At 46.8% G+C, this 25,913-nt stretch carries 17 protein-coding genes; 9 read left to right on the top strand and 8 right to left on the bottom strand.

Annotation, left to right across the window (positions count from 1 at the left end):
* Positions 1-1,734 (bottom strand): response regulator, encoded by a 1,734-nt coding sequence (locus GX419_07685; GenBank protein ID NLI24567.1) that lies wholly within the window; start codon positions 1,732-1,734, stop codon positions 1-3.
* Positions 1,735-1,925: 191 nt separating this feature from the next.
* On the opposite strand from GX419_07685, the gene GX419_07690 reads away from it, so the two are divergent.
* The 7 genes from GX419_07690 (at position 1,926) to hutH (ending at position 13,360) form a co-directional block, all read left to right on the top strand.
* Positions 1,926-2,654 (top strand): hypothetical protein, encoded by a 729-nt coding sequence (locus GX419_07690; GenBank protein NLI24568.1) that lies wholly within the window; start codon positions 1,926-1,928, stop codon positions 2,652-2,654.
* Positions 2,655-2,664: 10 nt separating this feature from the next.
* Positions 2,665-3,516, top strand: a complete 852-nt coding sequence (locus GX419_07695) for a hypothetical protein (GenBank protein NLI24569.1) — start codon at positions 2,665-2,667, stop codon at positions 3,514-3,516.
* An 11-nt stretch (positions 3,517-3,527) separates the two neighbouring features.
* Positions 3,528-5,204 carry an energy-dependent translational throttle protein EttA gene (gene ettA, locus GX419_07700; GenBank protein ID NLI24570.1) on the top strand — a complete coding sequence of 559 codons (1,677 nt, stop codon included), beginning with the start codon at positions 3,528-3,530 and terminating at the stop codon, positions 5,202-5,204.
* A gap of 182 nt (positions 5,205-5,386) precedes the next feature.
* Positions 5,387-7,210, top strand: a complete 1,824-nt coding sequence (locus GX419_07705) for a T9SS type A sorting domain-containing protein (GenBank protein NLI24571.1) — start codon at positions 5,387-5,389, stop codon at positions 7,208-7,210.
* A gap of 82 nt (positions 7,211-7,292) precedes the next feature.
* Positions 7,293-10,157, top strand: a complete 2,865-nt coding sequence (locus GX419_07710; GenBank protein NLI24572.1) for a hypothetical protein — start codon at positions 7,293-7,295, stop codon at positions 10,155-10,157.
* A gap of 125 nt (positions 10,158-10,282) precedes the next feature.
* Positions 10,283-11,647, top strand: coding sequence for a histidine--tRNA ligase (locus GX419_07715; protein NLI24573.1), 1,365 nt, complete (start codon positions 10,283-10,285; stop codon positions 11,645-11,647).
* A 210-nt stretch (positions 11,648-11,857) separates the two neighbouring features.
* Positions 11,858-13,360, top strand: a complete 1,503-nt coding sequence (gene hutH, locus GX419_07720) for a histidine ammonia-lyase (GenBank protein NLI24574.1) — start codon at positions 11,858-11,860, stop codon at positions 13,358-13,360.
* A 127-nt stretch (positions 13,361-13,487) separates the two neighbouring features.
* Here the strand turns inward: hutH and GX419_07725 are convergent, their stop codons facing one another.
* From GX419_07725 to GX419_07745, 5 genes are all read right to left on the bottom strand, one after another.
* A complete protein-coding gene (locus GX419_07725; GenBank protein ID NLI24575.1) occupies positions 13,488-13,964 on the bottom strand; it encodes a hypothetical protein in 477 nt (158 codons plus the stop codon).
* Positions 13,942-14,379, bottom strand: a complete 438-nt coding sequence (locus GX419_07730; GenBank protein NLI24576.1) for a hypothetical protein — start codon at positions 14,377-14,379, stop codon at positions 13,942-13,944. The genes GX419_07725 and GX419_07730 overlap by 23 nt, the downstream gene beginning before the upstream one ends.
* 48 nt (positions 14,380-14,427) lie before the next feature.
* Positions 14,428-14,976 carry a sigma-70 family RNA polymerase sigma factor gene (locus tag GX419_07735; protein ID NLI24577.1) on the bottom strand — a complete coding sequence of 183 codons (549 nt, stop codon included), beginning with the start codon at positions 14,974-14,976 and terminating at the stop codon, positions 14,428-14,430.
* A gap of 7 nt (positions 14,977-14,983) precedes the next feature.
* The gene (locus tag GX419_07740; GenBank protein NLI24578.1) at positions 14,984-16,375 is read right to left on the bottom strand and encodes a VWA domain-containing protein; all 1,392 of its coding nucleotides are present in this window, start codon (positions 16,373-16,375) and stop codon (positions 14,984-14,986) included.
* A gap of 135 nt (positions 16,376-16,510) precedes the next feature.
* Positions 16,511-18,544, bottom strand: coding sequence for a transketolase (locus GX419_07745; protein ID NLI24579.1), 2,034 nt, complete (start codon positions 18,542-18,544; stop codon positions 16,511-16,513).
* Between the two features lie 173 nt (positions 18,545-18,717).
* Between GX419_07745 and ychF the strand changes: the two genes are divergently transcribed.
* The gene (gene ychF / locus GX419_07750) at positions 18,718-19,815 is read left to right on the top strand and encodes a redox-regulated ATPase YchF (protein NLI24580.1); all 1,098 of its coding nucleotides are present in this window, start codon (positions 18,718-18,720) and stop codon (positions 19,813-19,815) included.
* A 60-nt stretch (positions 19,816-19,875) separates the two neighbouring features.
* Here ychF and GX419_07755 read toward each other — a convergent pair whose 3' ends face one another.
* Together GX419_07755 and GX419_07760 are read right to left on the bottom strand one after the other, a co-directional pair.
* Complete coding sequence (locus GX419_07755; GenBank protein ID NLI24581.1) at positions 19,876-21,054, bottom strand: serine hydrolase; 1,179 nt, start codon at positions 21,052-21,054, stop codon at positions 19,876-19,878.
* A 211-nt stretch (positions 21,055-21,265) separates the two neighbouring features.
* Positions 21,266-23,686: an alpha-galactosidase gene (locus GX419_07760; GenBank protein NLI24582.1), complete on the bottom strand. Its 2,421-nt coding sequence runs from the start codon at positions 23,684-23,686 to the stop codon at positions 21,266-21,268.
* An 870-nt stretch (positions 23,687-24,556) separates the two neighbouring features.
* Between GX419_07760 and GX419_07765 the strand changes: the two genes are divergently transcribed.
* Positions 24,557-25,783: an ROK family transcriptional regulator gene (locus tag GX419_07765; GenBank protein NLI24583.1), complete on the top strand. Its 1,227-nt coding sequence runs from the start codon at positions 24,557-24,559 to the stop codon at positions 25,781-25,783.
* Positions 25,784-25,913 lie beyond the last annotated feature (130 nt).

Genomic DNA, 25,913 nt, shown 5'->3' on the forward strand with positions numbered 1-25,913 from the left:
TTACTTAGTTGCCAGCAGGGTACTCATCTTTTGAATCAGAACTTCAATCTGAAAAGGCTTGGCAATATAATCGTTCATTCCGGCTGCAATGCATACTTCCTTGTCACCTGACAGGGCATTGGCGGTTATGGCAATAATGGGGGTGAAGGATCCGGCAGATGATTCAATTTCCCTTATTTTACGGGTTGCTACAATACCATCCATTACCGGCATCTGGATATCCATCAGTATCAGATCGTATTTGTTGCTGCCGAATTTATCGAGCGCTTCTTTTCCATTATTCGCCACATCGATGGTTTTTACGATTTTTTTCAGACTGAGCTGAATAATCTTCTGATTGATAAGATTATCTTCCACAAGGAGAACGCTGGCGTCCTTCAGCTCAACAGCCTTTTTTACGGGAACCTTAACGGCCGGCTTTCCTTTGGCAGGCAATGGTTCGGCAATGAGTTTCCCTGCCCTGCGGAAACGCATCTCAAATGAGAAGAGCGTATACTGGGTTGTATTGTTGATTTCCAGCTTTCCTCCGGCTGTCTGAATCAGTTTTCTTGCAATGGTGAAATCCAGTATTTCCGTTTCGGCAACCGTTGTTTCTCCTGTTATTTCGCGGTAGTCAATATTTTCCTGATCCGAAATGAACCGCAAAGGCATTAAGGTTGTCTTGACCTCAAATGCAGGGATGATAAACTCTTCGGTTTCTTTTCCTGCTTTTACACGGACTTCTATCTCTGCTTTGCGGTTTCCATGGAACTTGACAATGTTATCAATGAGGTTCAGAAAAACCTGTTTCACCCGCACAGGAGCTCCTGTAAGATTTCTGGGCAATTTGGGATCGAAGTGCAAAACAATCTCCAGGTTGTCGTCTTTTTTAAAAAGGTTAAGTGTGCTCGAAATCGTATTGTAGAGGTCAAAGGTGATCTGATAATCTTTTTTCTCAGAGAACTCAATGCTAGAGACTTTTGCTATGCTGTTTACAACATTGGCAAGATTGCTGGTGGAGGCGATGATGGTATCGAGCAGATCCCTCTGCGCTTCATCCAGAGAAGAATCTTCAAGCAGTTCGCTGATTACCATTATATTGTTCAGGGGTGTGCGGATTTGATGGGACAATTTCGAAATGAACTCATCTTTGGACCGGTTTTGGTTGCGCGCTGACAGCATTTCCCTTTCCATCCGGGAATAATAGTCAATCCGCAGGTATTCATAGAATAAAAGAAATGCCCACACACTGAGCATGGATGCAAGCGCCCTGAAAGCAAAAGGAAGTGGGAAGGGATGCGGCAAAAAGGAAGGGCCCGGAAAAATGCAAAGAAGGAAGATAAGAACAGTAAACCCTCCGGTGACATAACTTCCTTTCCGTGGGCCGAGGAGAAGAACGGTAAGAACAGGATAGACCGGCAGCCATATCAGTCCTGTGCCTTTTGTTCCTCCCGTGATACTTAGGAATAATAAAAGAAGTGTGGATGATGCAACAAAAATAATGGATGACAGGGAGTAATTTTTTGTTTTCCGAAGATAGAAGAATGTTCCGGCAAGGATTAATGCCAGGGCTATAAGGAAACCCCCGATCAGAAACAATTTATTAAAGAAAGCAATCAGGCCGAAAAGGAAGGTAAGAAGAAAGCCTATTGAAATAAAAGCCTGATTGAGAATGATTTTACGTGTCTGATCCTCTTCCCCCGGTATAACGCCGGTACGTTCCAGGGCAGCAATAATATGATCCAAAAATTTCATGTCCCGAATCCAATTCCTTCAACCTGCTAAAATTATAAAATAATCTAATAAAACCTTCCTTTCGTCATAAAATCTGCCTGGTTTTTCATTGACTTACTGAACAGGTTACAGGATTACGAAGGAAAAAACAGGCAGATTTTGTACTTTTACGGAACAGTTTTTGCATACAGCAGAAACAGGCACTTTGGATTATGAAACATTTCCGGAACAGTATTCTATGGGGATACAGCAGTGTTTGCTGTCTTTTTTTCTTCTTGCTTGCACAGGGGGATCTTTCTGCGCAGACCGATACAACAGGATTAGTGCGGTATACTCCCGAGTACCGGTTTACCGACGGGATATTCATTGATTTCATGCAAGTGAGAAATAACCGTCCGATAGCCAAATCGCGCATTCTTACAACGGTTGACTATAATGATCCTTCTTTTTTTAACCAGATTCTGAAACAGAACAAAATATCCTACTACGATGAGATGGGTGTTAAGAGGGAAATTGCAGCCGATAAAATATGGGGCTTTGCCAGGAACGGAAGTTTGTATTACCGGATTGGCCAGAATTTCAACCGGATAATGATTGTGGGAAGTATCTGCCATTTTATTGGTACTGTTACCACGTATAATCCTCGGTATTATAGTCCATACATTTACGATTATTATTCTTATCCCTATTCGCCATACTCCTATGGCTATCCTTACTCATCGATGGAAACACAGGAAGCAAAGCAATTTATACTGGATTTTGAAACCGGCCAGGTTTATGAATTTACTGTAAGTAATGTGGAAGCATTGTTGATACGCGATCCTCAGCTGTATGAGGAATTTATGGCACTTTCAAGCCGAAAAAAGAAGCAGTTGCGGTTTATGTACGTTCGTCGTTTCAATGAGCGTAATCCCTTGTATCTTCCTGCAAATAATCAATAAAACAAGGCATATGAAAACTAAATCTATTCTGTTTTTTTTGTTCTTTTCCTTCCTTCAGATGGTTGGTGCACAGGATTATGTGCCTACACGGGCCGATGTTGAGCAGTTTTTTAAAACCAAAACGCTCGTTGTTCTGGAAGATAATCCGCTGATGGAGTATAATATCCTCATTCAGGAGGTGATGAAGCGGGAGTGGACCATCACACCCTTTGAAATTATTTCTTACAAAGAGTTTGAAGAAAAGCGCAAGGATCCTGCCTATTCGTTTTTAGTTCTTGTTCAGACGCGTTTTGAACGGGACAAGACCAACGCTAAGTATAAATTCCTCGACGTTTTGCTGGGGGGCAACTATTTCCGGATCAACGAAATGCCGGCGCTTGTCCAGGTTCCTCTTGCCTATGAAGAAGTGGAGGAGCATAGTTACATTTATAAGCTCGGAACCCTGGTGCGCTTCATCCAGAACCATATACGGCTCATCTATGAGAAGCCGGAAATCATTTCGGCCAATGTTTTTAAATACTATAACAACAATATTGCTGACATCCGTAACAAAGTCCTTTATGTTACTGAAGACGACCTGGCTCCGGAGGTCAATTCGGAACGAAAGATCAAAGCCATTTATCCTTACAAGGTAAGAATCACCACACCGGAAGAAATTGAAAAGGCGATCCAGGAAAAAAATCCGGATGTAGTATTTCTTCATAAGGTGGGACCGGAAGGTACGAGGATGAAAGCCCGGTGCTACAAGGTGATTATTGGAGCAGATGATGCCAGATTCTATTATTTTGATTATCATAACATTGACGACAAGCACCCTGACGGCTTTCTGGCCAGTGACTTTAAAAAACTAGCTAAAAAGTAAGGATTTCTGACATGGCGGATGACAAAAAAATCATTTTCTCCATGGTGGGAGTGGGGAAAATTTATCCCCCCCACAAAAAGGTGCTGAACAATATTTCCCTGTCGTTTTTCTATGGAGCAAAGATCGGCGTCATAGGTCTCAATGGTTCGGGCAAATCGACCTTGCTGAGAATAATAGCCGGGAAAGAGAAATCGTTTGAGGGGCAGGTGGTTTTTTCCCCGGGGTATTCCATTGGATTGCTCGAACAGGAACCTCAACTTGATGAAGACAAAACAGTCAGGGAAACGGTTGAAGAAGGGCTGGGCAGGATTGTTGGTCTGTTGCGTGAGTACGAGGAAATAGCCAACCGCTTTTCGGAGCCTTTGCCGGAAGAGGAGATGAACCAATTGCTTGAACGGCAGGGACAATTGACTGAACAGATTGATGCAGCCGGTGGCTGGGAACTGGATAGTACTATCAGCCGGGCTATGGATGCCCTCAACTGTCCGGAGGGAGATGTTCCGGTATCGATTCTTTCAGGCGGGGAAAGGCGCAGGGTAGCTCTTTGCCGGCTTTTGCTCCAGCAGCCCGACATTTTGCTTCTCGATGAACCCACCAACCATCTTGATGCTGAATCAGTGCAGTGGCTGGAGGTATATCTGCGGAACTACCCGGGAACAGTTATCGCCGTTACACACGATCGGTATTTTCTTGACAATGTGGCGGGGTGGATTCTGGAACTTGACCGGGGAGAAGGGATTCCATGGAAAGGCAACTATTCGTCGTGGCTGGAACAAAAGGCCCGGCGGCTGGAAATGGAAGAAAAAACCGAAAGCCGGCGCAGAAAAACCCTTGAACGGGAGCTGGAATGGGTGCGCATGGCCCCGAAGGCACGACAGGTCAAATCAAAAGCCCGTCTGAATGCCTATGAAAAACTCCTGGGAGAGGATGTCAAAGTTAAGGAAGAGCGTCTTGAGATATTTATTCCCAACGGTCCCCGCCTTGGTCAGAAAGTGATTGAAGCCAGGCAGGTAGCTAAAGCTTACGGGGATAAACTGCTGTTTGAGAACCTGAATTTCGTTCTTCCTCCCGCAGGGATTGTCGGCGTCATTGGCCCGAATGGCGCAGGCAAAACGACACTCTTTCGTCTGATCATGGGGCTGGAAAAACCCGATGCCGGAGAGTTTGTGGTTGGAGAAACAGTCAGGCTTGGTTATGTTGACCAGGAACATGCTGCGATAGATCCCCAAAAGACTGTTTTTGAAGTCATTTCAGGTGGAAGTGATTTTATCAGGATGGGAGGACGCGAAATAAACGCCCGCGCCTATGTTGCCCGGTTCAATTTCACCGGAGCCGATCAGGAAAAGAAAGTACATATGCTCTCAGGCGGTGAACGAAACCGGCTTCACCTGGCCCTTACGCTGAAAGAAGAAGCCAACGTTCTGCTACTTGACGAACCAACCAATGACATTGACGTAAATACCCTCCGTGCCCTGGAGGAAGGCCTGGAGGATTTTGCCGGCTGTGCGGTAATCATCTCCCATGACCGCTGGTTCCTTGACCGTGTAGCAACTCATATCCTGGCTTTTGAAGGGAATGCCCAGGTTTATTTCTTTGAAGGGGGATTCTCGGAATATGAAGAAAACCGCAAAAAAAGAACGGGAGAAACCACACCGAAACGTTTCCGGTTTAAAAAACTTACCCGATAGGAAGAATCGATAGCATTGCGATTCCAACTGCAGAGGATTGTTTTTCGTTTTTATCTGGTTTTTGCTGTCTCAGAAAGTCACAGGATGGCATTCAATAATCGGTAAATTCGAATCAGTCTGATGAATAAAAAATTTTTATTATTTTTGAACAACCTGATTTTCTAACTAAAACCTGAAATCCTATGAAGTGGTTTTTACGCTTTTTCTTTTTAATGAGCCTGTGTCCGCTCATGTTGTCTGCTCAGAATGAAGTTCTTATTGCAGACTTTGAAACTTCCATTCCCAACACCTACTATTACGCCCCCGGGGGTACAGCCACTGTGGTGGATAACCCGTATGTTGATGCCAGAAATGGCAGTGCCAAGGTTCTGCGTTTTGACAAAAGTTCGGGGACTTACAAACTTATCGGATTCGGATTTCCTGACCTGCAGATAAAGGTGAAGGATGTAAAGCAGGTGGAATTTCTGATTTATGGCGAAAATTTCAACAGTCTTTACGTGTCAACGGAAAATACCCTTGACCCGCGGACAAGTGAAATTCACAAGATCTGGGCTAAACCTTACGGTACTTCAAATGTCTGGTACAAAGTGACCGTTCCGCTTAACAAGCCTGATCCACAGGATACCCTCGGGTATCTGGGGTATCTCAACATTTTTCCGAACATGGAAGATGCTGCCCAAGCAACCTTTTATATTGACAGCGTGAAACTGGTGCTTTTCCCCACCGGTGTCGGGGTAGAAAGTGTGACCGTTGACCCCAAACAGGTTGAGCTTATTGTGAATGAAAAGCGCTTAATTGAAGCGCAAATTGAACCTGAAGATGCTGATAATAAGAATGTTACATGGGCATCAACCGATGCTGATGTTGCCACGGTAGATGCTACCGGAATGGTTACGGCTGTTTCAGCTGGTTCAGCTAAAATCTATGTGACCACTGAAGATGGCGGGTTTACCGATACCTGTTATGTTACCGTAACGGATGTAATTCCTGAATATCCGCCTGTGATAGCCAACTTTGAGGATGTGGTTCCTTCTGATGCCCCCGGTTCAGGTGTATGGCAGGTGTTCAGCTGGAATGGTTCGAGGGAGATAATTCCCAATCCGGTTAAAGACGAGAACAATAATACTGATAATTTACTGCATTATACCAAGGATGCCGGCGCTACGTGGTCAGGTTTCGGATTCTTTTACCAGGATGGCATTTACACCACACCCGATCTGGAAAGCCTTGAACTGATGTTGTATGGTGTGCAATGGACCAAGCTCTTTGTTAAAGTGGAAGGTATCAAAAACGGAACACCTGCTACCTTTTATGAAACTCCGTGGCCGTGGGCACCACCCTCAACGGCTGGAAGCTGGAATAAAATTGTGATTCCTTTTGGGCCCAATCTTGCCGGCAGCCGGATAAAGAATATTCTTGTCATGTGTGCCGATGTCAGCGACCCGTTCGAAGTGTATGTTGATCAGGTAAAACTGAATTATAAAGTTTCCGTGGAATCGGTAGCGCTCAATAAAACAACCCTTGAACTGGCTGTCGGTGCTGAAGAATATCTTGAAGCTATTATTACTCCGGCCAATGCTTCGAACCAGAACGTTACCTGGGAAAGTTCCAATACTGCCGTTGCCACAGTAAACTCACTGGGCAAAGTAGTAGCCGTAGCTCCCGGAACCGCTACCATTACGGTAACTACCGAAGACGGTGCCAAAACGGCCACCTGTGAAGTTACTGTTATTCAAACAGGTATCCATTCAACCACGGCAAAACAAAATTATCTGTATCCAAATCCGGTGACCGGTTCTGTGCTTTATGTTGCAGTGCCTTCAGCTGTATCCGGAACGGTTCAGTTCAGAATAATGGATGTTTCAGGACGCATCGTTCAATCCTTCAGCTCACCTGTTAACGGAAGCCGCACCTATCAGCTTTCTGTCCGTCTTGTTCCCGGCAATTACCTGCTGAAGGTAACTGGTGAAGGCGTCAATGATATGATGAAGCTGATCGTGAAATAAGGGATACTAAATGGACTAAATTTTGTCAGCCGGCGAAAATCAACCTGCCGGCTGACTTTTTCATTATCCAAACCATTCGCATATGAACCGAAAACTCATTTTCTTTTTTCTTCTCATACTTGCAGGATGGAGGGGACATGCAAGTGACTGGATTCAAACTTTGCCCCTGACCGATAAGATTCTGGTGCTGTATTTTGACGATGGATATATTCAGCATTATGGTTACCACCAGCAGTCATCCGCCTGTGTAACCTTTAACAGCCCTCTCGATATCAGCAAGGCCATGCTGACCGGTTCTTATACCATTTCAAGCCCTGATGATGCCAGTTTTGCCGGAGGTGTTCAGCCTGTGAGTGTTGGCCGTAAATCGAAGGGACAGGACTTTTCACGTAAGTGCCTCTGGAGACAGTCTGTTTTGTACAATGAATGCCATGGCGGAGCTACCATCTGCGATAACGACTTCATTTTTGAACATTTCGTTTATCTTGAACTTCCACATGCCCTGCAACAGGGGAAAAAGTACGTCATCACCCTTTCAGGTCTTGCCACTAATTATAATTCCGACACGCTGGTTTTCGATGTGACACGGGTAAGATCGGATGCAGTTCATGTAAATCAGATCGGGTTTTTACCGGATGCAGAAGAAAAATACGGTTATCTTTCAGCCTGGATGGGGGACAAGGGACCTCTTGACCTGGACGATTATGCCGGGTCCAGGTTTCATCTGATTGATCTCTCAACGGGGCAGGCAGTATTTGAAGGGACCATAGCCAAACGGCTTGATGTGGAAACTGCCCAGCAGAAAGACCTGCCTGGAGAGCCTGGAAGTCCATTCTTTTCGATGAGTGACGTATGGGAGTGTGACTTTTCTTCATTCACCACTCCGGGTGAATATGTTCTTTCGGTTGAAAAAATAGGATGTTCCTACCCGTTTAAAATCGGAAAGGATATTTACAGGGAGGCATTTTATCATACGGTCAGGCAATTGTATCATGCCCGCACCGGAATTGCCCTTACGGAACCATATACAAAATTTACCCGTCCCCGGACATGCCATCCTGCTGACGGAAAGATCCGATTTAAATATACCCGGTCAAAATGGACCGACTGGCATAGCGAAAACGGTGATATGAATACTGTTTTGTCGCTGGTTGACACGAGTGTACATCTGACAACCTGGGGGTGGTACCAGGATGCGGGCGACTGGGATGGGTATTACTCGCACACTGCAGTGCCACGCTACCTGATGAGCATTTACGAGCTGTATCCGGAAAAATTCCGTGACGGTGAACTGAACATTCCGGAAAGCGGAAATGGTATTCCCGATATTTTGGATGAAGCCCGTTGGCTGATTGATTATTTTGACCGAACACGCGGGCCTTCCGGAGGAATTGCCGGCGCCAGGATTCATCCTGATTTTGAAGATATTGCCGACGGAGTCCCTTCCTGGGAGGATACGAGGAACTGGATCATTTCAGGCGAAGATGTGGTGACAACCTATACGTTTGCCGGCATGTGTGCTCAGCTGGCCTGGTGTTACAAAATATCGGGCAACAATACCCTGGCAAACAGCTTTATCAGCAAGGCCGAGTCGGCATTTGACTGGGCAGAAAGCCACAAACAGCAAGGGGAAGACCTGCACAATGCCCGTTTGTATGCGAGCGCATGGCTGTATAAGTACATTGGTGCTGCTGTGTTCCAAAATATTTTTAAGCAGGATTACATCAATCAGTCATCGGCTGAGTATGCGTCTGAAAATTTCAGGTGGGCAGTGTATGCCTTTGCTACCTGTAATCAAGGAAACATTGACGCCAACCAGAAAACCACCTGCATCAACCAGGTGAAATCCATTGCTGATGCTGATGTGGTTGATCCGGCCACAAAGAGAAGTTTTCGTGCAGGATTCAACTGGACTTATCCCATGCTGGTAGGGCAGGCTACAACACCCATGGTCTTTCCGGCGGTTGTAGCTTATAAGATCACGGGCGATAAAAAATACCTTACGGCCATTGAAACCACCGTTGATTACTTTATGGGGGGCAATCCGCTGAACATGCTCTGGATGACGGGCTATGGAGATCACCATCCGGAGCAGGTCATGCACCTTGACACATGGTTCAGCAACCGGGATGAATTCATTCCCGGGATCATTCCCTATGGCCCTACCTATATAGGTCGCGACTGGATGCCGAACAACGGCCCGTGGGCATCGGAGTTTGCTCTCTGCAGGGTGTATCCGTCAAAGGAATTGTGGCCAGGGCATGAGATGTATTTTGAGAATCGCTATTGTCCCCCAACCAATGAATTTACCATTCATCAGAATACGGCTCCGGCTGCTGCCGTGCTTGGATTTCTATGTGATACGGCTTCCGGTCAATGGGCTCCCAATGAGCCTCCCTCAGTAATTTTTACAGGTCCTGATAAAGCAACCCTCCAGCCTGGTTCTACGGTAATGTTTACAGTGCAGGTATCTGACAACGATGGTTACGTTACCAGGGTAGAATATTTCAATAACAAGCATAAAATCGGACAATCAGCCGCACCTCCCTTTTCGTTTACCTGGAAGAACCTGCCGTCAGGTCCCTATGCCATTGAGGCTGTGGTTTATGACAATGAGGGGGCTCGCGGTAAATCCGTTCTTGGCCAGACATCAGCTCCTGCAATTACTTCAAACGATGGTACGGGACTAAAGGTCTTCCCCAATCCCGGGCACAACATGGTATATTTTGAGTTCGATGTCGAAAAACCGTCGGATGCGGTATGTTCTATCTACAGTGCCGATGGAAAGCTGGTCAGATCATGGAATGTAAAAAATCTTGCTCATGGTTTGCAACGGCTTGCCTTTAATCTGTCAGAACTTCCCCTTGTTCCCGGCCAGTACCTTTGTGCAGTTGATACGACCATTCCCGGAAACAAACGGAAACTTGCCTGGCTGATTATTCAATAAGGAATCGGCTGCATGCAAAAGGAAAGGAAGAGATTACAGCAAACAGGAATTCCTGCTGGATCTCTTCTTTTTCGTTTTCTTGTATAGCTATCTAATTATTGTACTTTTGTGCAAAATTTTTCATCATGGCTGTTCCGGTACCAGGCATTCCAAAAGGAACGAGGGATTTTCTCCCCCAGGAAGCAGTTCGCAGGAATTATATTTTCCGTACTATTCAGGAGGTTTTTCATTTGTTTGGATACCAGCCGATTGAGACTCCTGCCATGGAAAATCTTTCTACCCTGCTTGGCAAATACGGGGAAGAAGGAGACAAGCTGTTGTTCAGAATTCTGAATTCGGGCGATTTTTTGAGCGGGGTTCCGGCCGGTATTCCTTACGATTCTTCGGAATGGTCGAGATACATTTGTGACCGCGGTTTGCGGTACGATCTTACCGTTCCTTTTGCCCGGTTTGTAGTACAGCATTACAATGAACTGGTCTTTCCGTTTAAGCGCTATCAGATGCAGCCGGTCTGGAGAGCGGATCGCCCACAGAAAGGCCGTTACCGTGAATTTTATCAATGCGATGCCGATATCATCGGGAGCAATTCCCTGCTGAATGAACTGGAATTGGTTCAGATGATTGATGAGGTGTTCAGGAGGCTCTCCCTGCGGGTGCTTATAAAACTGAACAACCGGAAAATTCTTGCCGGTATTGCAGAAACAATCGGAATGGCTGATCAGCTCACCCCGCTTACCATAGCACTTGACAAACTGGAAAAAACCGGAGAAGAGAAAGTTTTGCAGGAACTGTCGGCAGCCGGAGCCGGTGCAGAAGTAATTGAAAAACTAATCCCCTTTCTGCGGATTACCGGAGGAAATGAGAGCAGGCTGGAACAGCTATCAGAAATGATAAAAGCCTCAGAGGAAGGGAGAAAGGGAATAGCTGAAATGAAGGAGTTGATGGGGTATGTATCTTCCTATGCTCCGGAAGCCAATGTGGAATTTGATATTACTCTGGCCCGTGGCCTGAACTATTATACCGGAACCATTGTGGAGGTCAAGTCGCTGGATGTATCCATAGGGAGCATCTGCGGGGGTGGAAGGTACGATAATCTTACGGGAATATTTGGCTTGCCTGGGATTTCGGGCGTAGGGGTATCCTTTGGTGCAGACCGTATTTACGATGTGCTGCAGCAGACAAATCGCTTCCCGGCAGGAGATACCACAGCCTGCAGTGTGCTGTTTGCCAATTTCGGGGGAAAAGCGGTTCAGCCAGCCCTTGAATTTGTCAGGAAACTGCGTTCAGCCGGTATAAGCAGTGAAATATATCCTGACAATGCCAAACTGAAGAAACAGCTTGATTATGCCAACCGTCGGAATATTCCCTATGTTGTGCTTGCCGGCGAAGAGGAACTGAGCGAAGGAAAAGTGACCCTGAAGAATATGACCACGGGAGAACAGAAAAAAGTGGCGGTTGAAGAGTTGGCGGATGTTCTCCGAAACCGCTGACAAGATCCTTGTTAATCCATCAATTTTTATTCCAGGTAATTATAATTCAGTAAGTTGTCGCAAAGGGTCCACCGGCTGGTGCCGGAAATTCTATTTGGGGTTTTCGAAAACCAATGTCGCTTGTTTTCTGTCGTAACATTTTATCTAACATATTTTTCACCCCTTCATCAGCAGTAATTTTAGGTAATTTAGCCGGAAACATTTTTTGGTATGGCTGAGGCTTTTCTTATTCAACCGGCTCCGGTAACCCTGAAGGAAATACAGCAGGTTCTTGATGAGCATCGCAGGATTGAACTATCGGATGAAGCCCGCGGGCTGATTCAGCGATGTCGCGATTATCTTGACCGAAAGGTTGCCGCGGCCGGTGAGCCGTTGTATGGAATCAATACGGGCTTTGGTGCGCTGTATGACCGGTCGGTTTCTCCTGAAAACCTGGAAAAACTTCAGAAGAATCTGGTGATGTCGCACGCCTGCGGGACAGGAGACGCAGTTCCAGACGATATTGTGCGCCTGATGCTGTTGCTGAAAGTCAGGTCGCTGGCTTACGGATATTCGGGGGTACAAACCGAAACGGTACAGCGCCTTATCGATTTTTACAATGAGGATGTTTTACCGGTAGTTTACCGGTATGGTTCCCTGGGTGCTTCAGGCGATCTTGCCCCGCTTGCTCATCTTTGTCTCCCTTTGCTTGGCATGGGCGAAGTGAGGTACAAGGGGAAAGTATATCCGGCGATCGATATTTGCAGGAAATTCGGATGGGAGCCGGTTAAGCTGAAGAGTAAGGAAGGACTGGCTCTTCTGAATGGAACGCAGTTCATGAGTGCCTATGGAGTGCATCTTTGCCTGCATGTGTTTCATCTTTCCGCCATGGCCGATGTAATCGGAGCTCTTTCCCTGGATGCATATGACGGACGCCTCGATCCGTTTCATCCGCTTGTTCAGCAGATTCGGCCCTACAAAGGTCAAATTACTACCGCCAGACGCATCCGATGGATTCTGGAAGGGAGCGAACTGATTGCCCGGCATAAGGAGCACATTCAGGATCCTTACTCGTTCCGCTGTATTCCTCAGGTACATGGTGCGTCGAAAGATTCCATCGATTATGTGGCTTATGTTTTTGAGAGGGAGATCAACTCAGTAACCGATAACCCAACCATATTCCCTGAACAGGATCTTATTATTTCAGCCGGCAATTTTCATGGCCAGCCGCTGGCTCTGGCTCTTGACAATCTGTCGATAGCCATGGCTGAGCTGGGAAATATTTCGGAACGGAGAACCTATCAGCTGCTTTCGGGGGCAAGGGGGTTGCCTCCGTTTCTGGTAGCCAATCCGGGTCTGAATTCCGGATTTATGATTCCGCAATATACTTCGGCTGCCCTTGTGAGCCATAACAAGCAGCTTTGCACCCCCTCATCCGTTGATTCCATTGAGTCGTCAAAAGGGCAGGAAGATCATGTAAGCATGGGTGCCAATGCCGCCATCAAAGCCTATATGGTGATGGAGAATCTGGAGCGAATTCTGGCCATTGAGCTTTTCAATGCCGCACAGGCCCTCGATTTTCGTCGGCCATTAAGGACATCCCCATATCTGGAGGCGCTGCATGCTGAATACCGAAAGAAAGTGGCGTTCATTGAAGAAGACAAAGTCATGTATCCCGATATGCAGGCTTCGGTTGAGTTCCTGCGCTTCTGGAAACCGGAACTGCCGGTATAATTCTGAGCCCTCGTAAAATTTAATCCACATTGCGCATAAAAAACTGCGCAATCCTTGCTTAATCAATAACGGATCGTACCTGCGAAAATTCAGATTAATACTGTAAGAATGCAGGCGCAAAGGCCCTTTAATTATTTCGCAGGGTTTTGTTTTCGCGGATTTGCCTCAGAAGGAAGTTGCGGAATTCAACTTCCGCTACGTAAAGCTTCATTACCTTGCTGGCAGGAAGAATCTGACGGAACCGTGCATTGTATTTTTCAAGGAGGTCGGTTTCCTGCTTCTGCAGCGAAATGTACTTCTGAATGATGGCATCGGTTTCTTTTTCACTGAGCCTGCCGGCGTTCTGGGTATAGTAATAGGAAGTACTGCGGCGCTGTTCAAGGATTTGATTCCGCTGAGCATCGTATTCATTGTACACCGGCCAGAATTTCTGTGCTTCTTCAGCTGTAAGGCCCATCCGGTTTGTCAGAAAGGCAACCTTCTGGGCCTGAATTTTTTCTGTTCCTGAGGAGGAACCTTCCTGGGCCTTTAGTCCGGGCACGATAGCCATCAATGCCAGCAGGCCGGGGAGTAGACGGAGCTTAATATGTTTCAGCGATATCATGGATACTATAATTTTCGTTTATCAGGTAATTGACTATGTCGCGCCGGGAGATGCCGGGATCTGAAACGGAAATATCCTTTTCTTCCATTGCCAGAACAAGATCTGATTCATCGAAGTAATAACCGGTCATTTCAATCGATTCGCTGAATACAGCCAGTGGAATATCAGGCTGTGCCGGCTTTCTGAAAAAGATAAAGCCGATAACAAGAACCGTTGCTATTCCGCTTACAATCCAGGCGGGAACCAGCCTGGGAGCAAAAAGAGGTTCCCACCAGGGGGCTTTGTTCCTGGCAGCATTTCTCTGCTCCATTCTTTTGTTCAGCCGGGCAGAGAAAGTATCAAAATATGTTTCAGGAACTTCAAATGGATTTCCTTTCGGAAAGTTTTCCCACTCGTTCCCGGAATGGCTGTTCATTGAATATTTCTTTTGTTCATGCATTAGATGGATAAAATTAAGAAAGGTTTAATGCTCTTCCATGTACTTTTCAATTTTTTTTACGGCATGATGGAAAGAAGCCTTAAGAGCTCCTTCTGATGTTTTTAATATTTCGGCCATTTGTTCGTAAGGCATTTCGTCAAAGTAGCGCATATTGAAAACAATACGTTGTTTTTCGGGCAAGGACAGAATGGCCTTCTGGAATTTTTTTTGCAGTTCATTTCCGCTGAACCACGGATCGCTTTCGAGGGAACCTGCCAGCTGGCGTTCCACATCGTCCCAGGGAATAAAAAAACGGTTTCTGCTTTTTCTGAGATGCGCCAGAGCTTCGTTGGTGGCGATGCGGTACAGCCAGGTAAACAGTGCCGAATCGCCGCGGAACCCGGGCAAGGCATCCCATACCTTCAGAAAAGTTTCCTGGAGCACATCGTCGGTGTCTTCATGGCGGATAACGATTTTACGTATATGCCAGTAAAGCCGTTCCTTGTATTTTTCTACAATGAGGTTGAAGGCATAGTGCGGGTTGTCTCCTTCCCTGAATAACTGAATCAGTTCCCTGTCGCTGTATTCATTCATAACAACCTCATTCCAGTTCAATTCCGGCTGAACTTCCTGACGTTACTTCAAAGGAGCGGGTAATAGTTTGCAGGGAGGAACGGGCGTTGAGAGGGCGAAAAACGGCAATATAACTGCCCGGGAGCAGGGTGAGTGTTTCGGTCTTCCCTTCCTTATTGAGGTTGCAGATCCAGCGGAGATTATCGCCTTCCTTAACATACACACTTCCATACCCCGGAGCAGGGAAGAAGAAGTTGACAACCCCTGGCCGGGGAATTTCAATGCGCGTCAGAGCACTTTGTTTGATCTCGATTTGGTTAATAAAAACTTCAGGTAATACCGGAATTTCAATGTCATAGAACCCTGTCAGATATTTTTCCTGTTTGTTGAATTCCTGTAAATGCAGGGTCTGGGTTGATCCGTGCTTTCTTACGATACATTTTACATCGCGGAAATCGCGGGATCCTTTGGTGGTTACCAGAAGTTCTCCCTGAGGTGCATTGACGGCTACAATCGTGTGTGCTCTTTGGTTGAGACGGAAGCTGTCAACCGTAACAGGAGGGATAGTATGAACAACAAGCCGGTACGAGATCAGGGGATCGAGAACCAGGGTATCAGGGTTTCCCCGGTTATTGATGGTATGGTAATAATTGTAGCGAGGTTTTCCTGACAGGCGGTCATAGAAGGTCATGTTGACGTTTGTTTCGGTGGGGTTCCCGTAACTGTCGAGAAGATTGACCTGGGCAGTAGTGGAATGGAGGGCCTGTGATATTACGATGTCCAGAGCTTCATGAAATTTTTCTTCTTTCCTGGTATTGAAAAAGTTGCCTATGCAATTGAACGATTCCTTAAATCCTTCGTCAATGCCAATACCAATAACGAAGGGTTTGAGGGCAATGCCCATCCTCTGGAGGCTGTCGGATGCCTTGCAGGGGTCGCCATCGCAGGCTTCAACCCCGTCGGTAATCAGGATGATGATATTGCGGCAGTTGGAACAGGCGGGAAAATCTTTTGCCGATAATAATAGCGAATTGGCAATAGGAGTTGTTCCTTTGGGTTCAATGTACCTGAGTTTTTGCCTGATGCGTGCTGCATTTCCTTTTGCAAACGGCACTTCCAGCTTGCTGTCGGAACAATCCTGGGGTGGCACAGGACTCTGGTGCCCGAAAACCCGCAGGGCCATTTCAACATTATCCTTTTTTTCAAGGCTATCAATAATGCTTATGAGAAATTTTCTTGCTATGTTGATTTTGATATCACTCTCCCACATGCCTGCCATACTCTGGGAAGCATCGAAAACAAACAGAATGCGGGTGAGGGGAGGAACATACACCGGCTTTTGTTGTCCTCTCATCAGGAAAGGCATGCCTGACAGGGCAACCATTAAGGCAATCCGGCAGGTTCGGGTTCGGAATGACATACCTCAGCGGCTATGATGTAAAAATAATGAAAATAGAAGGGTGAATCAGGGAAATTATAAACATGTTCATAAAGACAGGGACAAAGCAATGCAGAAGAGCATTTTGTCCCTGTCAGAATTTTTGCTGTGAGTGAATCAGAAATGGAACAGGTTTTTTACCTGCTGATAAACCTGGTCGGGAGTGAAGCCGAGTTTTTCGTCAAGCACTTTATAGGGAGCTGAGAATCCGAACGATCCGAGGCCGAAGACTTTTCCGCCTGGTCCGACAAGTCCCTGGAGGGTAATCGGCAATCCGGCCGTAAGGCCGAAGACAGGAACGCCGGGAGGAATAACCTTGAACTGATATTCAACTGGCTGTTCGCGGAACAATCCTTCAGAAGGGGCCGAAACAACCTGTACCCTGATACCGTCGGATTGAAGTTTCAGGGCTGCTTCGTAGCAGGTAGCAACCTCTGATCCGTTGGCAACCAATATAATCTGGGGATTGTGTGCGGGAAGGACAATGTAGGCTCCGCGGGCTGCAAACAGGGCGTCGGCATAGCGGCTGGATCCTGCGGCTGGTGGAATGTCTTTTATGTTCTGGCGCGAAAGCAGGAGTGCCGAAGGGGTGCTTGTGTTCTCCATGGCGAGTTTCCATGCTATGGTTGTTTCGGTAGCATCAGCCGGACGAAGAACAAGCATACTGCGCTGGCCATGATGGTTGCGCAGGTGCTCCAGCAGGCGAATCTGGGCTTCCTGCTCAACCGGCTGGTGGGTGGGACCATCTTCACCTACACGGAATGCATCGTGGGTCCAGATAAACTTAACGGGAAGTCCCATAAGGGCAGCAAGGCGGACTGCCGGTTTCTGGTAGTCAGAGAATACAAAAAAGGTACCACAGGCAGCAATAACGCCTCCATGCAGTGCCATTCCGTTACACAGGGCCGCCATGGTGAGTTCGCACACACCTGCCTGCAGGAAGGAACCTGAAAAGTCGCCTTTGCGGAAAGGTTTGGTATGTTTGAGGAATCCATCGGTTTTGTCGCTGTTCGACAGATCAGCCGAAGCAACAATCATATTTTCCACCTGCTGGGCAAATACAGAAAGCACATTGGCCGAGGCTGCACGTGTGGCAATCCCTTCTTTATGGGTGATGGATGCATAGTCAATTTTTGGCGGCTGGCCGGAGAGGAAGAAATCAAGCCTGGCGGCAAGCTGGGGATTCTGAATTCTCCATTCAGCTTCTTTCTTTTTACGTTCGGCTACTTCCTGCCGCTTGCGTTCCAGTACCTGGCGGTAATGTTCTTCCACTTCAGGGAAAATACGGAAAGGATCAGCAGGATCCCCGCCAAGATTCCGGATGGTTTTTTCAAACGATGCGCCGGCTTCACCCAGCGGCATGCCATGGGTGGATGTTTTTCTTTCAAAGCTGTTCCCTTTTTCGTCAACAGCTCCTTTCCCCATAATGGTTTTTCCGATGATGAGGGTTGGTTTTTCTTTTTCTTCAATTGCCTTCTGCAGAGCCTGCCTTATCTGTGCAGGATCATTGCCGTCGATGGTATAAACATTCCAGCCCCAGGCACGGTATTTGGCCGCTGTATCTTCACTGGTTACTTCGCTTGTTTCGGTGCTGAGCTGAATATCATTGGAATCGTAAAACATGATCAGGTTGTTCAGACCAAGATGGCCTGCAATGCGGCCTGCGCCCTGGGAAATTTCTTCCTGAATGCCCCCGTCGGATATGTAAGCATATGTTTTGTGTGCCATCCATTCACCAAAGCGGGCGCATAAAAAACGTTCGGCAATGGCCGCTCCAATAGCCATAGCATGCCCCTGGCCGAGCGGACCGGAGGTGTTTTCAATTCCGCGTGCAACGTCTCTTTCCGGATGGCCGGGAGTAGGGCTTCCCCACTGCCTGAATTGTTTTATGTCTTCCATGCTCATTTTGCCAATCAGTGTAAGCATGGAATATAGCATCGGAGACATGTGCCCCGGGTCCAGAAAGAAACGGTCACGAAATGGCCAGGTCATATCATCCGGGTCAAACCGAAGGAATTCGGAATAAAGAATGTGAATAAAGTCGGCACCGCCCATCGCTCCACCCGGATGCCCTGATTTTGCCTTCTCAACCATAGCCGCTGAAAGAATACGGATGTTGTCAGCGACCCGCTTGTCAATATTATTTGCCATAACCTGTCAGATTTATATTAAAGGCATAAAAATAGTCTTTCATGTGGAAATTCTAAAATCCTGCATGAGGGTTTTCATTAACAGCCTGTTATATTCGTTGCCGGGTCTCTTTGTTTTCCTTTTCAAAATCACCCAAAACCTTTACCTTTGCGCCATAGTAACCGAGGAATTTTATGAGTCTTCACTGCGGAATAATTGGTCTGACCAATACCGGCAAGACCACGCTTTTTAACTGCATGTCGCGCACCAAAGCCCAGACCGGGAAGTTTGCCTTCAGCAGCAACAAGTCGAATGTGGGCATGATGGAGGTGCCTGATCCACGTTTATACAAACTGGCCGAGCTGGTAAAACCTGAAAAGATTGTTCCGGCTACCGTGGAGATCATCGATATCCCCGGACTTACCAAAGGGTCGAGCAAGGGAGAAGGTGTGGGTAATCAGTTTTTGGCCGACATACGGAATGCTGATGCCCTGATTCATGTATTGCGGTGTTTTGATGATGACAACCTGCCCCATATTGACGGCAGTGTTGACCCTGTAAGAGACATTGAAACCGTAGAATTTGAACTGCAGGTAAAAGACCTTGAATCGGTGGAGAAAAAACTCCAGAAAGTTGAAAAGGCGGCAAAGGTTGGCGATAAAGAAGCGAAAAAGGCGATGGAAGTTCTGCAGGTTTACAAGAATCACCTGAGTGATTTTAAGCCTGCCCGGACGGCTCCTGTTTCAGAGGAAGACAGGAAGTACATTCAGGACCTTTTCCTGCTGTCCGACAAACCGGTAATGTTTGTCTGCAATGTCGATGAGGCCTCTGCAGTAAAGGGAAATCAGTATGTTGAGGCAGTAAAAAATGCCTTGAAAGACCAGAACGCAAAAATTCTTGTTATTGCGGCCGCAGTGGAAGCAGAGATTGCTGAACTGGAAAGCAGGGAAGATCAGATGGCATTTCTGCGCGATCTCGGGTTGGAGGAACCGGGCGTAAACCGTTTGCTGAGAGCCGCCCTTGATCTGCTGAATATGATGTACTTCTTTACGGCCGGACCAAAAGAAGTGAGGGCATGGAACATTAAGAAAGGAATGACGGCCCCCCAGGCCGCCGGAGTAATCCACAGCGACCTGGAACGGGGATTTATCAGGGCTGAAGTGATGAAGTATGAGGATTTTATTGCCCTTGGATCGGAGGAAGCCTGCAAAAAGGCCGGAAAGTTTTATATCGAAGGGAAAAACTACGTGGTGCAGGACGGAGACATTCTGCACATCCGCTTTAATGTATAATTATCCCGGATTGCGCATTTTTTCATGCGCAATGCAGGATCATACAAATTGACCATTCCGTTAGCTGATTCTTTCCAGATAATTGCGCAGAACATCGGGCCACCAATCGCGCAGGTTCCATCCTCTTCCCAGACGGATGGCAAGTGCATTGAGCCGTGGGCTGATGTAGAGAATCTGACCCATTATACCAAATGCAAAGAAATCAGGAGGATGTCCGGGAACTTCAGAAGCCCACCAGTAATAACCATATCCGTTACCCGGTTTATTGAAAAACAAACGACCCCAACTTTTATTCCTGTACAGATCATATCTTCCGGGAGTAAGGTCAGGACGTGTGGATTCTTCCAACCATCCCGCAGGAACAATTTGTTCCTTCTGCAGACGCCCGCGGTTCAGGCATAGAAGGCCAAACCGTGCCAAATCGATGGCCCGCATATTTAAGCCGCTTTCTCCTTTGCCCAGCATGTTTTTGCGTGAATCGCAGGTCAGGGCACCGTCAAATTCAGCCCCCATCGGCCACCAGATTTTCTCAGCCAGTTGCAGAGCCAGAGGCTTTCCGCTAACTTTTTCCAGTACCAGGCTGACAAGGACAGGATAAATATCATTGTAATGAAAACGGCGCGATACAGTATCAATCTGACTTTCCAGGGCTATTTTACGGGTATCCTGATGGAGGTATAACCTGAGATTATCCTTCCATGGGAGATAGCCTTCCGTAAACCTGACCCCCTGGTTCATGGCCAATAAATGCCTGAGGGTAATTCTTTCTCCTTCTCCATTCCAACGGAGTTCCGGGAGGTATTTTTCAACCGGTTCATCGAGCGACGGGAGGATGCCTTCACCAAGGGCAATTCCGGTCAGAACGGAAAGAAAGGATTTGGTAACCGAATATGTCCTGAAGTACGACTCTCTGCAATATCCGTTATAATACCTTTCGGTCAGTATTTTTTCGTTCTTCAGAACAAGAAAAGCCGTTGTTGCTGTCTTTTCCATGAGCCTGTCAACTGGTAATCTGGCAGGCTTCCCGGCTTCATGAAACTCAATAAGGGCAGGCGTGTGGACTTCGTGACGAGGCAAAGGCAGGACTTTATCTGACCTGGGAATAATCATGTAGGGGAAAAAGCGGTGTTCCTCCACATTGTGCACAAACCGGTTTTTTATAAGAAATGCTGCATACCTCAGCCAGAAATTGCGTTCGGGTAAATTCTGCGTTCCGGGTCGTACATCACAGTAACTCATCTGCAGTTCCTTTAGGTAACAGCCATGCGAAAATAAGGTTTTATTGGTGAAAAAAGCATTTCAGTCTGGAAGAAAAGGCCAACAGGTTAAAATATGAGCACCGGACAGAGTATTCAGATGGCAAAAAATTCATTCACAAACCTTTGTTTTCTAAACGGTTTGGAAAATGTATATCAGGCATCAACAACCTAAAGGTGCTGAAGAGAATACATTACCTTTCTTTCAGAAACTCAGCCAGGTTGATTTGCCAGGAAATTTTTTCTGTTCCGGTAAAATATAACCTGAGGGTAATGATATGGGGGTGGGTGATGCGGTAGGAATAGTTTTCCTTATCGTGGTCAAGCGTTGTGCCTCCCTGAATCCATGGATAGGAACCCGGCAGGTATATAAACACGGAATAAGGGTAGTCCTTAACCCCAAAGGAAGTTCCTGAAAGAATCTGTGTATCTTCATTCCATTCGGTATTTTCAAGTTCCAGGTACCCTTGCAGAATGTGCCGGTTTGTAGCAATTACCTTGGGTTTTTCGGGTAGTTCATGAATCGACAGAAGAGTGCATCCTGCCGGAGGAATCTGCAGGTCGAGTTCCCCGGAGAATTCGCCTTCCAGCCTTTCTTCCCAGAAATTAAAAGCAATATATTTTCTGGCAGGATCCAACCAGAGCCGATCGGCAGGAATCGGCCTTTTTATGGTTTGCGTTTCATCGGGATTGAAAAAAGCTGCCACCGTCCATTCGCCGAAAGGTTTTTTCAGGGAGAGGGCGAAAGCAGAGGGGGTATCGGAGTCGAACAGGTCAACCGGTCTGGCTCCCTGGCCTGAAGAAGGAAATGCTTTCCGGATGATTTCAATACGGTCGGGCGAAAGGTCAATAAGGCGGTCGCCGCTGATAACGTTTCCTCCGGATATTCCAATGATAGTGGCAGCTGCCCGTGCCTGCCCCAGGGAGAGGTTACGGGTGCACAGATGATCCACATCGTTGATCCATGTTCGTTTATGAAAATAGTACCGTTTAGCCCCAGCGGCTGCACTTCCTGTGGGAGTTCCAACATATTGTTTCCAGTTTTCTGTTCGGTAACCGTAATATTGATCAAGTTCGATCCGCATGCTGTCGATCAGGCCAACGGAGATGGCTCCCGGGCCGCATTCATTGATGTGTACCTTCTCTCCGGCCGCACGGCGGATGATTTCGAACCCCCTGCGGTATGCCTCGGCACGGGACACGGACGGATCATAATACCGGTAGGCGGAAAGGAGCGACCAGTCAACAAAATCAATTTTCAGCATTTCATATCCCCATTCGTGCACTATGGTGCTGAAAAGGTTGAACATCCACTGAGCTGCGCCGGGATGTGTTATGTCGAGGCCATATCGTTTGGGATTTTCATTCCGGGCCCAGTCGGTATCTTCACCGGGCCAGGGACCTACCCGTTTCAGCCTGCCGTCTGGATGTTTCAGAAGCCAGTCAGCATGTTGCTGATAAACTTCCGTAGGCTCTGAAATGACGTAAGGGGCTACCCATAAACCAGGCTTCAGCCCGAACGATTTTATTTTGTCGGCGAGCCATTTCATTCCATGAGGAAACCGGGAATTGCCCTCCCAATCACCGTGCCAGCGCTGGTACCCTTCATCAATCTGAATGTATTCAAGTCCGCAGGGCTTAAGAATACGGGAGGCCAGCTCTGCATTGCGCACCACTTCTTCCTCAGTAACGTGTTCATAGGTGTAAAACCAACTGCACCAACCGTTTACAATAGAACTGACTCTGGCATTATTTAACCTCCCCATCAGCGAAGCATATTCCTCAAGGGTTGAATATGGATCACTACCCACCAGAATAATAAAACGGTTGGAATGAACTTCCTGTCCAGGCTGCAGCATAAACCCCCTGGCCAGGTAGGATTGCAATGACAGGCTGATAGCATCGCCGGGAAGCCGACGGACATGAATTTTCCCCTGAGCTTTGAGATTTTCAAGTGCCCCGCATACAAGGGCTTCCTTTTTATAGCCGCTGAAGAATCCTGCATTCCACCAACTCTGGATAGTGCTTTCATCAGGGGCAGAGAAGGGATAAAGGGTTCCGGGATCGTAATACATAGGCCCGTTGGTAAGAACTTTTGAGGTTCCTGACCACAGAAGGGATGCAGTATCATTCCCGGCAGGAGTAACAACAAAAAGGCTTTCGATATTAACCGGGACATTGGATTTATTGATGAGCGACATGTCCAGAAATATACCGGGATACCTTTTATACAATGTGATGCTGCGGGTGAACGCCCATGGTGAGTTTTTCGCGGAGGAGTAAATAATCAGCCGTTTTCCTTCTCCCAACGCATCGCTGATTTTGCTCACTTCAGCCCGATGCCGGAATTCAATCATGTCGGGACGGACTTCCCGGTCTGAGCTTACTGCCATTGCTGCGCAATCGGGAATCAGAATACTTCCGTCGGTGCGGTGAACAGAAAAACGCCCTGTTTCTTTGTGCAGGTATATGGCAAAGAAATCATTGGAAAGGATTGGTCCCTTATCAGATGCACCTGACTGACCTGTTTTTGCATCGAGAATATACGGCAGACCAACTGCTGTAACCGGTATTCCCTGAAGGAAGGAACGGCGGGAAATGAATTTACCTTGCATAGGAACATGTGTTTTTTATAAATTGAGTACAGCTAAAAAACAGAACATGCAAAATAATCAATTATTCCTTTCCGTAACCGGCCTTTCTTTGTTTTAATCGCATGGAATGCTTTCCGGTTGTCAACCCGGGGACTCTTCCGTTCCAAAGCTTATTAAACATCCGATCAGGGTTTTTATCCTGGGGAACATGGATGGTTTGATAAGCGGTTTATGTACGAAGAATCATACCGCACACCCTGCTGGTTGCATGGCCGGGTGTACCCAAACCCGGCAGTGTGTCCAAGGAAATGGTGTCTTACCCCGATGTTGCTGAAACATTTCTGGAAATGGCCGTAATTCCTGACCCCGATGATATACAGGGTATGAGGATGGTGCCTTCTCGATTCCATCATGCAGAGATTTGGTGACTCAAAGGATCTGGCACAAAGTTTTCTGCCCGCAGCCAAATAATTCTTATGCTTGAATTCTGGTTTCGTTGCCTACCCGCAGAATATCAGGGCAACAATTCAAACACCACGATTACAGCACCTAATTAATTAATGGTCTGTTCCCCTGTTGAACCCCTGTTGCAGATGAGGGAATATGCAATGGACTCAGGAATCTGCTTTTGCTTCGTTTCAGCGGAGTGAACCTGATGAACAGGGGAAAGTACAATATCCTTCTGCATAGGTTGGCTAATGCTCCCGGCATGCACACACACCTGAAGGCAAGGACCGGTAATTAGCGTTTTCGGTGGTGTCAGGTATAATAGAAAAATTAATTAAATGTTATGCAACATATTAAAAATTTTTAAAAAGATATTGTAACAAAATAAAAAATATTTATTTTAGCATACTTGATTTTAAGAAATCTAACCAAGCTACCCAGCAGATGCCCAGGATGTTCATCAGCGGTCCGGAGCAAAATAAAAACCGCCTTAAGAAGAGGCTGTTGCATCAATTGTATATAGCCGGACAGGCTTCCATACCGCAGATGGCCAGGATGCTGGGCGTAAGTATACCTACTGTAAAAAACCTGATTGTTGAGCTGCTGGAAAGCGATGAAGTTAAGTCAGCCGGTATTGGTGAATCAAACGGGGGCCGGAAGCCGGAGTTATATGAACTTCAGAGCGGAAGGTTCCATGTGGTAGCCTGTGATATGGGCCGCTACATGGCCACAATGGCTGTCTATAACTGCCGGAACCAGCAGGTAGGCAATGCATTAAAGATCAGGACAAATTACGACGATCCGGATTTAATCGAGAAGTTGGTTGAGAACTACTACAGGATTATAAAAGAAAACAATCTTGGGGTACAGCATATTTACGGTTTTGGAATTGATATGCCGGGTCTCATTGATTCGAAGCATGGAATCAATTACACGATAAAGAACCGCAGGAATCAGAACATCAGAAAAGCTCTGGAGAAGCACATCAGCACCTATATTTATATAGACAATGATGCCCGGATGCAGGCTTTCGGCGAATTAAGATTTGGCAAGGCAAAGGGGAAGAAGGATGTGATCAGGGTGCACTGGAGTTGGGGTCTTGGTCTGGGTATGATTCTTGACGGGAAGCTTTACAGCGGTTCGACAGGATTTGCGGGAGAATTGAGTCATATTAAGCTGGAGGATGGAGGCGAATTGTGCATTTGCGGAAAGAGAGGATGTCTTGAAACGGAAGGTTCGGCAACCAGCCTGATGCGGGAAGTGCGCAAGGGAGTCATGCAGAATGTTGTTTCCGTATTGACAACCCGCTATAAGGATAATCTGGATGCCATCACACCCGAAATTGTAATTGATGCAGCACGGGCAGGTGATGAGTTTGCCATCCTTCAGCTGAATCACATTGGCATGGCCTTGGGAAAAGGCTTGTCGATTCTGATTCAGTTGCTGAATCCTGAGATAATTATAATTGGCGGGCCTCTTTCCAGTGCCTGTCAGTTTGTTCTGACACCGATTCAGCAGGCATTGAACCGATACTGCCTGGAAAAAATCAGTCAGAACATACCGGTTGAAATATCGGAACTGGATGAAAATGCAGGTTTGCTTGGTGTGACAGCCTGCCTTTTTGATACTATTTTCAGCGAGAACCATACTATGAAACATATTATGGGTTAATGTTCACTAACTGCTAAAACTAATCGTATGCGAAAGATCATTCTTTCATGGATTGTGTGTTTTTCGATGCTGGGATTTACCCTGGCACAGCACACTGTAACAGGAAAGGTAGTTTCTGCAGAGGATGGCA

This window comes from Bacteroidales bacterium, from assembly GCA_012517825.1.
GTDB lineage: Bacteria > Bacteroidota > Bacteroidia > Bacteroidales > JAAYUG01 > JAAYUG01.

What these genes read in the sequence shown, in the direction of transcription:
- hutH (NLI24574.1), top strand. Translation starts at nt 11,858, where the DNA reads ATGGCTGAGGCTTTTCTTATTCAACCGGCTCCGGTAACCCTGAAGGAA.
- ettA (NLI24570.1), top strand. Translation starts at nt 3,528, where the DNA reads ATGGCGGATGACAAAAAAATCATTTTCTCCATGGTGGGAGTGGGGAAA.
- GX419_07745 (NLI24579.1), bottom strand. Translation starts at nt 18,544, where the DNA reads ATGGCAAATAATATTGACAAGCGGGTCGCTGACAACATCCGTATTCTT.
- GX419_07715 (NLI24573.1), top strand. Translation starts at nt 10,283, where the DNA reads ATGGCTGTTCCGGTACCAGGCATTCCAAAAGGAACGAGGGATTTTCTC.
- ychF (NLI24580.1), top strand. Translation starts at nt 18,718, where the DNA reads ATGAGTCTTCACTGCGGAATAATTGGTCTGACCAATACCGGCAAGACC.
- GX419_07695 (NLI24569.1), top strand. Translation starts at nt 2,665, where the DNA reads ATGAAAACTAAATCTATTCTGTTTTTTTTGTTCTTTTCCTTCCTTCAG.
- GX419_07685 (NLI24567.1), bottom strand. Translation starts at nt 1,734, where the DNA reads ATGAAATTTTTGGATCATATTATTGCTGCCCTGGAACGTACCGGCGTT.
- GX419_07760 (NLI24582.1), bottom strand. Translation starts at nt 23,686, where the DNA reads ATGCAAGGTAAATTCATTTCCCGCCGTTCCTTCCTTCAGGGAATACCG.
- GX419_07765 (NLI24583.1), top strand. Translation starts at nt 24,557, where the DNA reads ATGCCCAGGATGTTCATCAGCGGTCCGGAGCAAAATAAAAACCGCCTT.
- GX419_07710 (NLI24572.1), top strand. Translation starts at nt 7,293, where the DNA reads ATGAACCGAAAACTCATTTTCTTTTTTCTTCTCATACTTGCAGGATGG.
- GX419_07755 (NLI24581.1), bottom strand. Translation starts at nt 21,054, where the DNA reads ATGAGTTACTGTGATGTACGACCCGGAACGCAGAATTTACCCGAACGC.
- GX419_07735 (NLI24577.1), bottom strand. Translation starts at nt 14,976, where the DNA reads ATGAATGAATACAGCGACAGGGAACTGATTCAGTTATTCAGGGAAGGA.
- GX419_07730 (NLI24576.1), bottom strand. Translation starts at nt 14,379, where the DNA reads ATGAACAGCCATTCCGGGAACGAGTGGGAAAACTTTCCGAAAGGAAAT.
- GX419_07740 (NLI24578.1), bottom strand. Translation starts at nt 16,375, where the DNA reads ATGTCATTCCGAACCCGAACCTGCCGGATTGCCTTAATGGTTGCCCTG.
- GX419_07690 (NLI24568.1), top strand. Translation starts at nt 1,926, where the DNA reads ATGAAACATTTCCGGAACAGTATTCTATGGGGATACAGCAGTGTTTGC.
- GX419_07725 (NLI24575.1), bottom strand. Translation starts at nt 13,964, where the DNA reads ATGATATCGCTGAAACATATTAAGCTCCGTCTACTCCCCGGCCTGCTG.
- GX419_07705 (NLI24571.1), top strand. Translation starts at nt 5,387, where the DNA reads ATGAAGTGGTTTTTACGCTTTTTCTTTTTAATGAGCCTGTGTCCGCTC.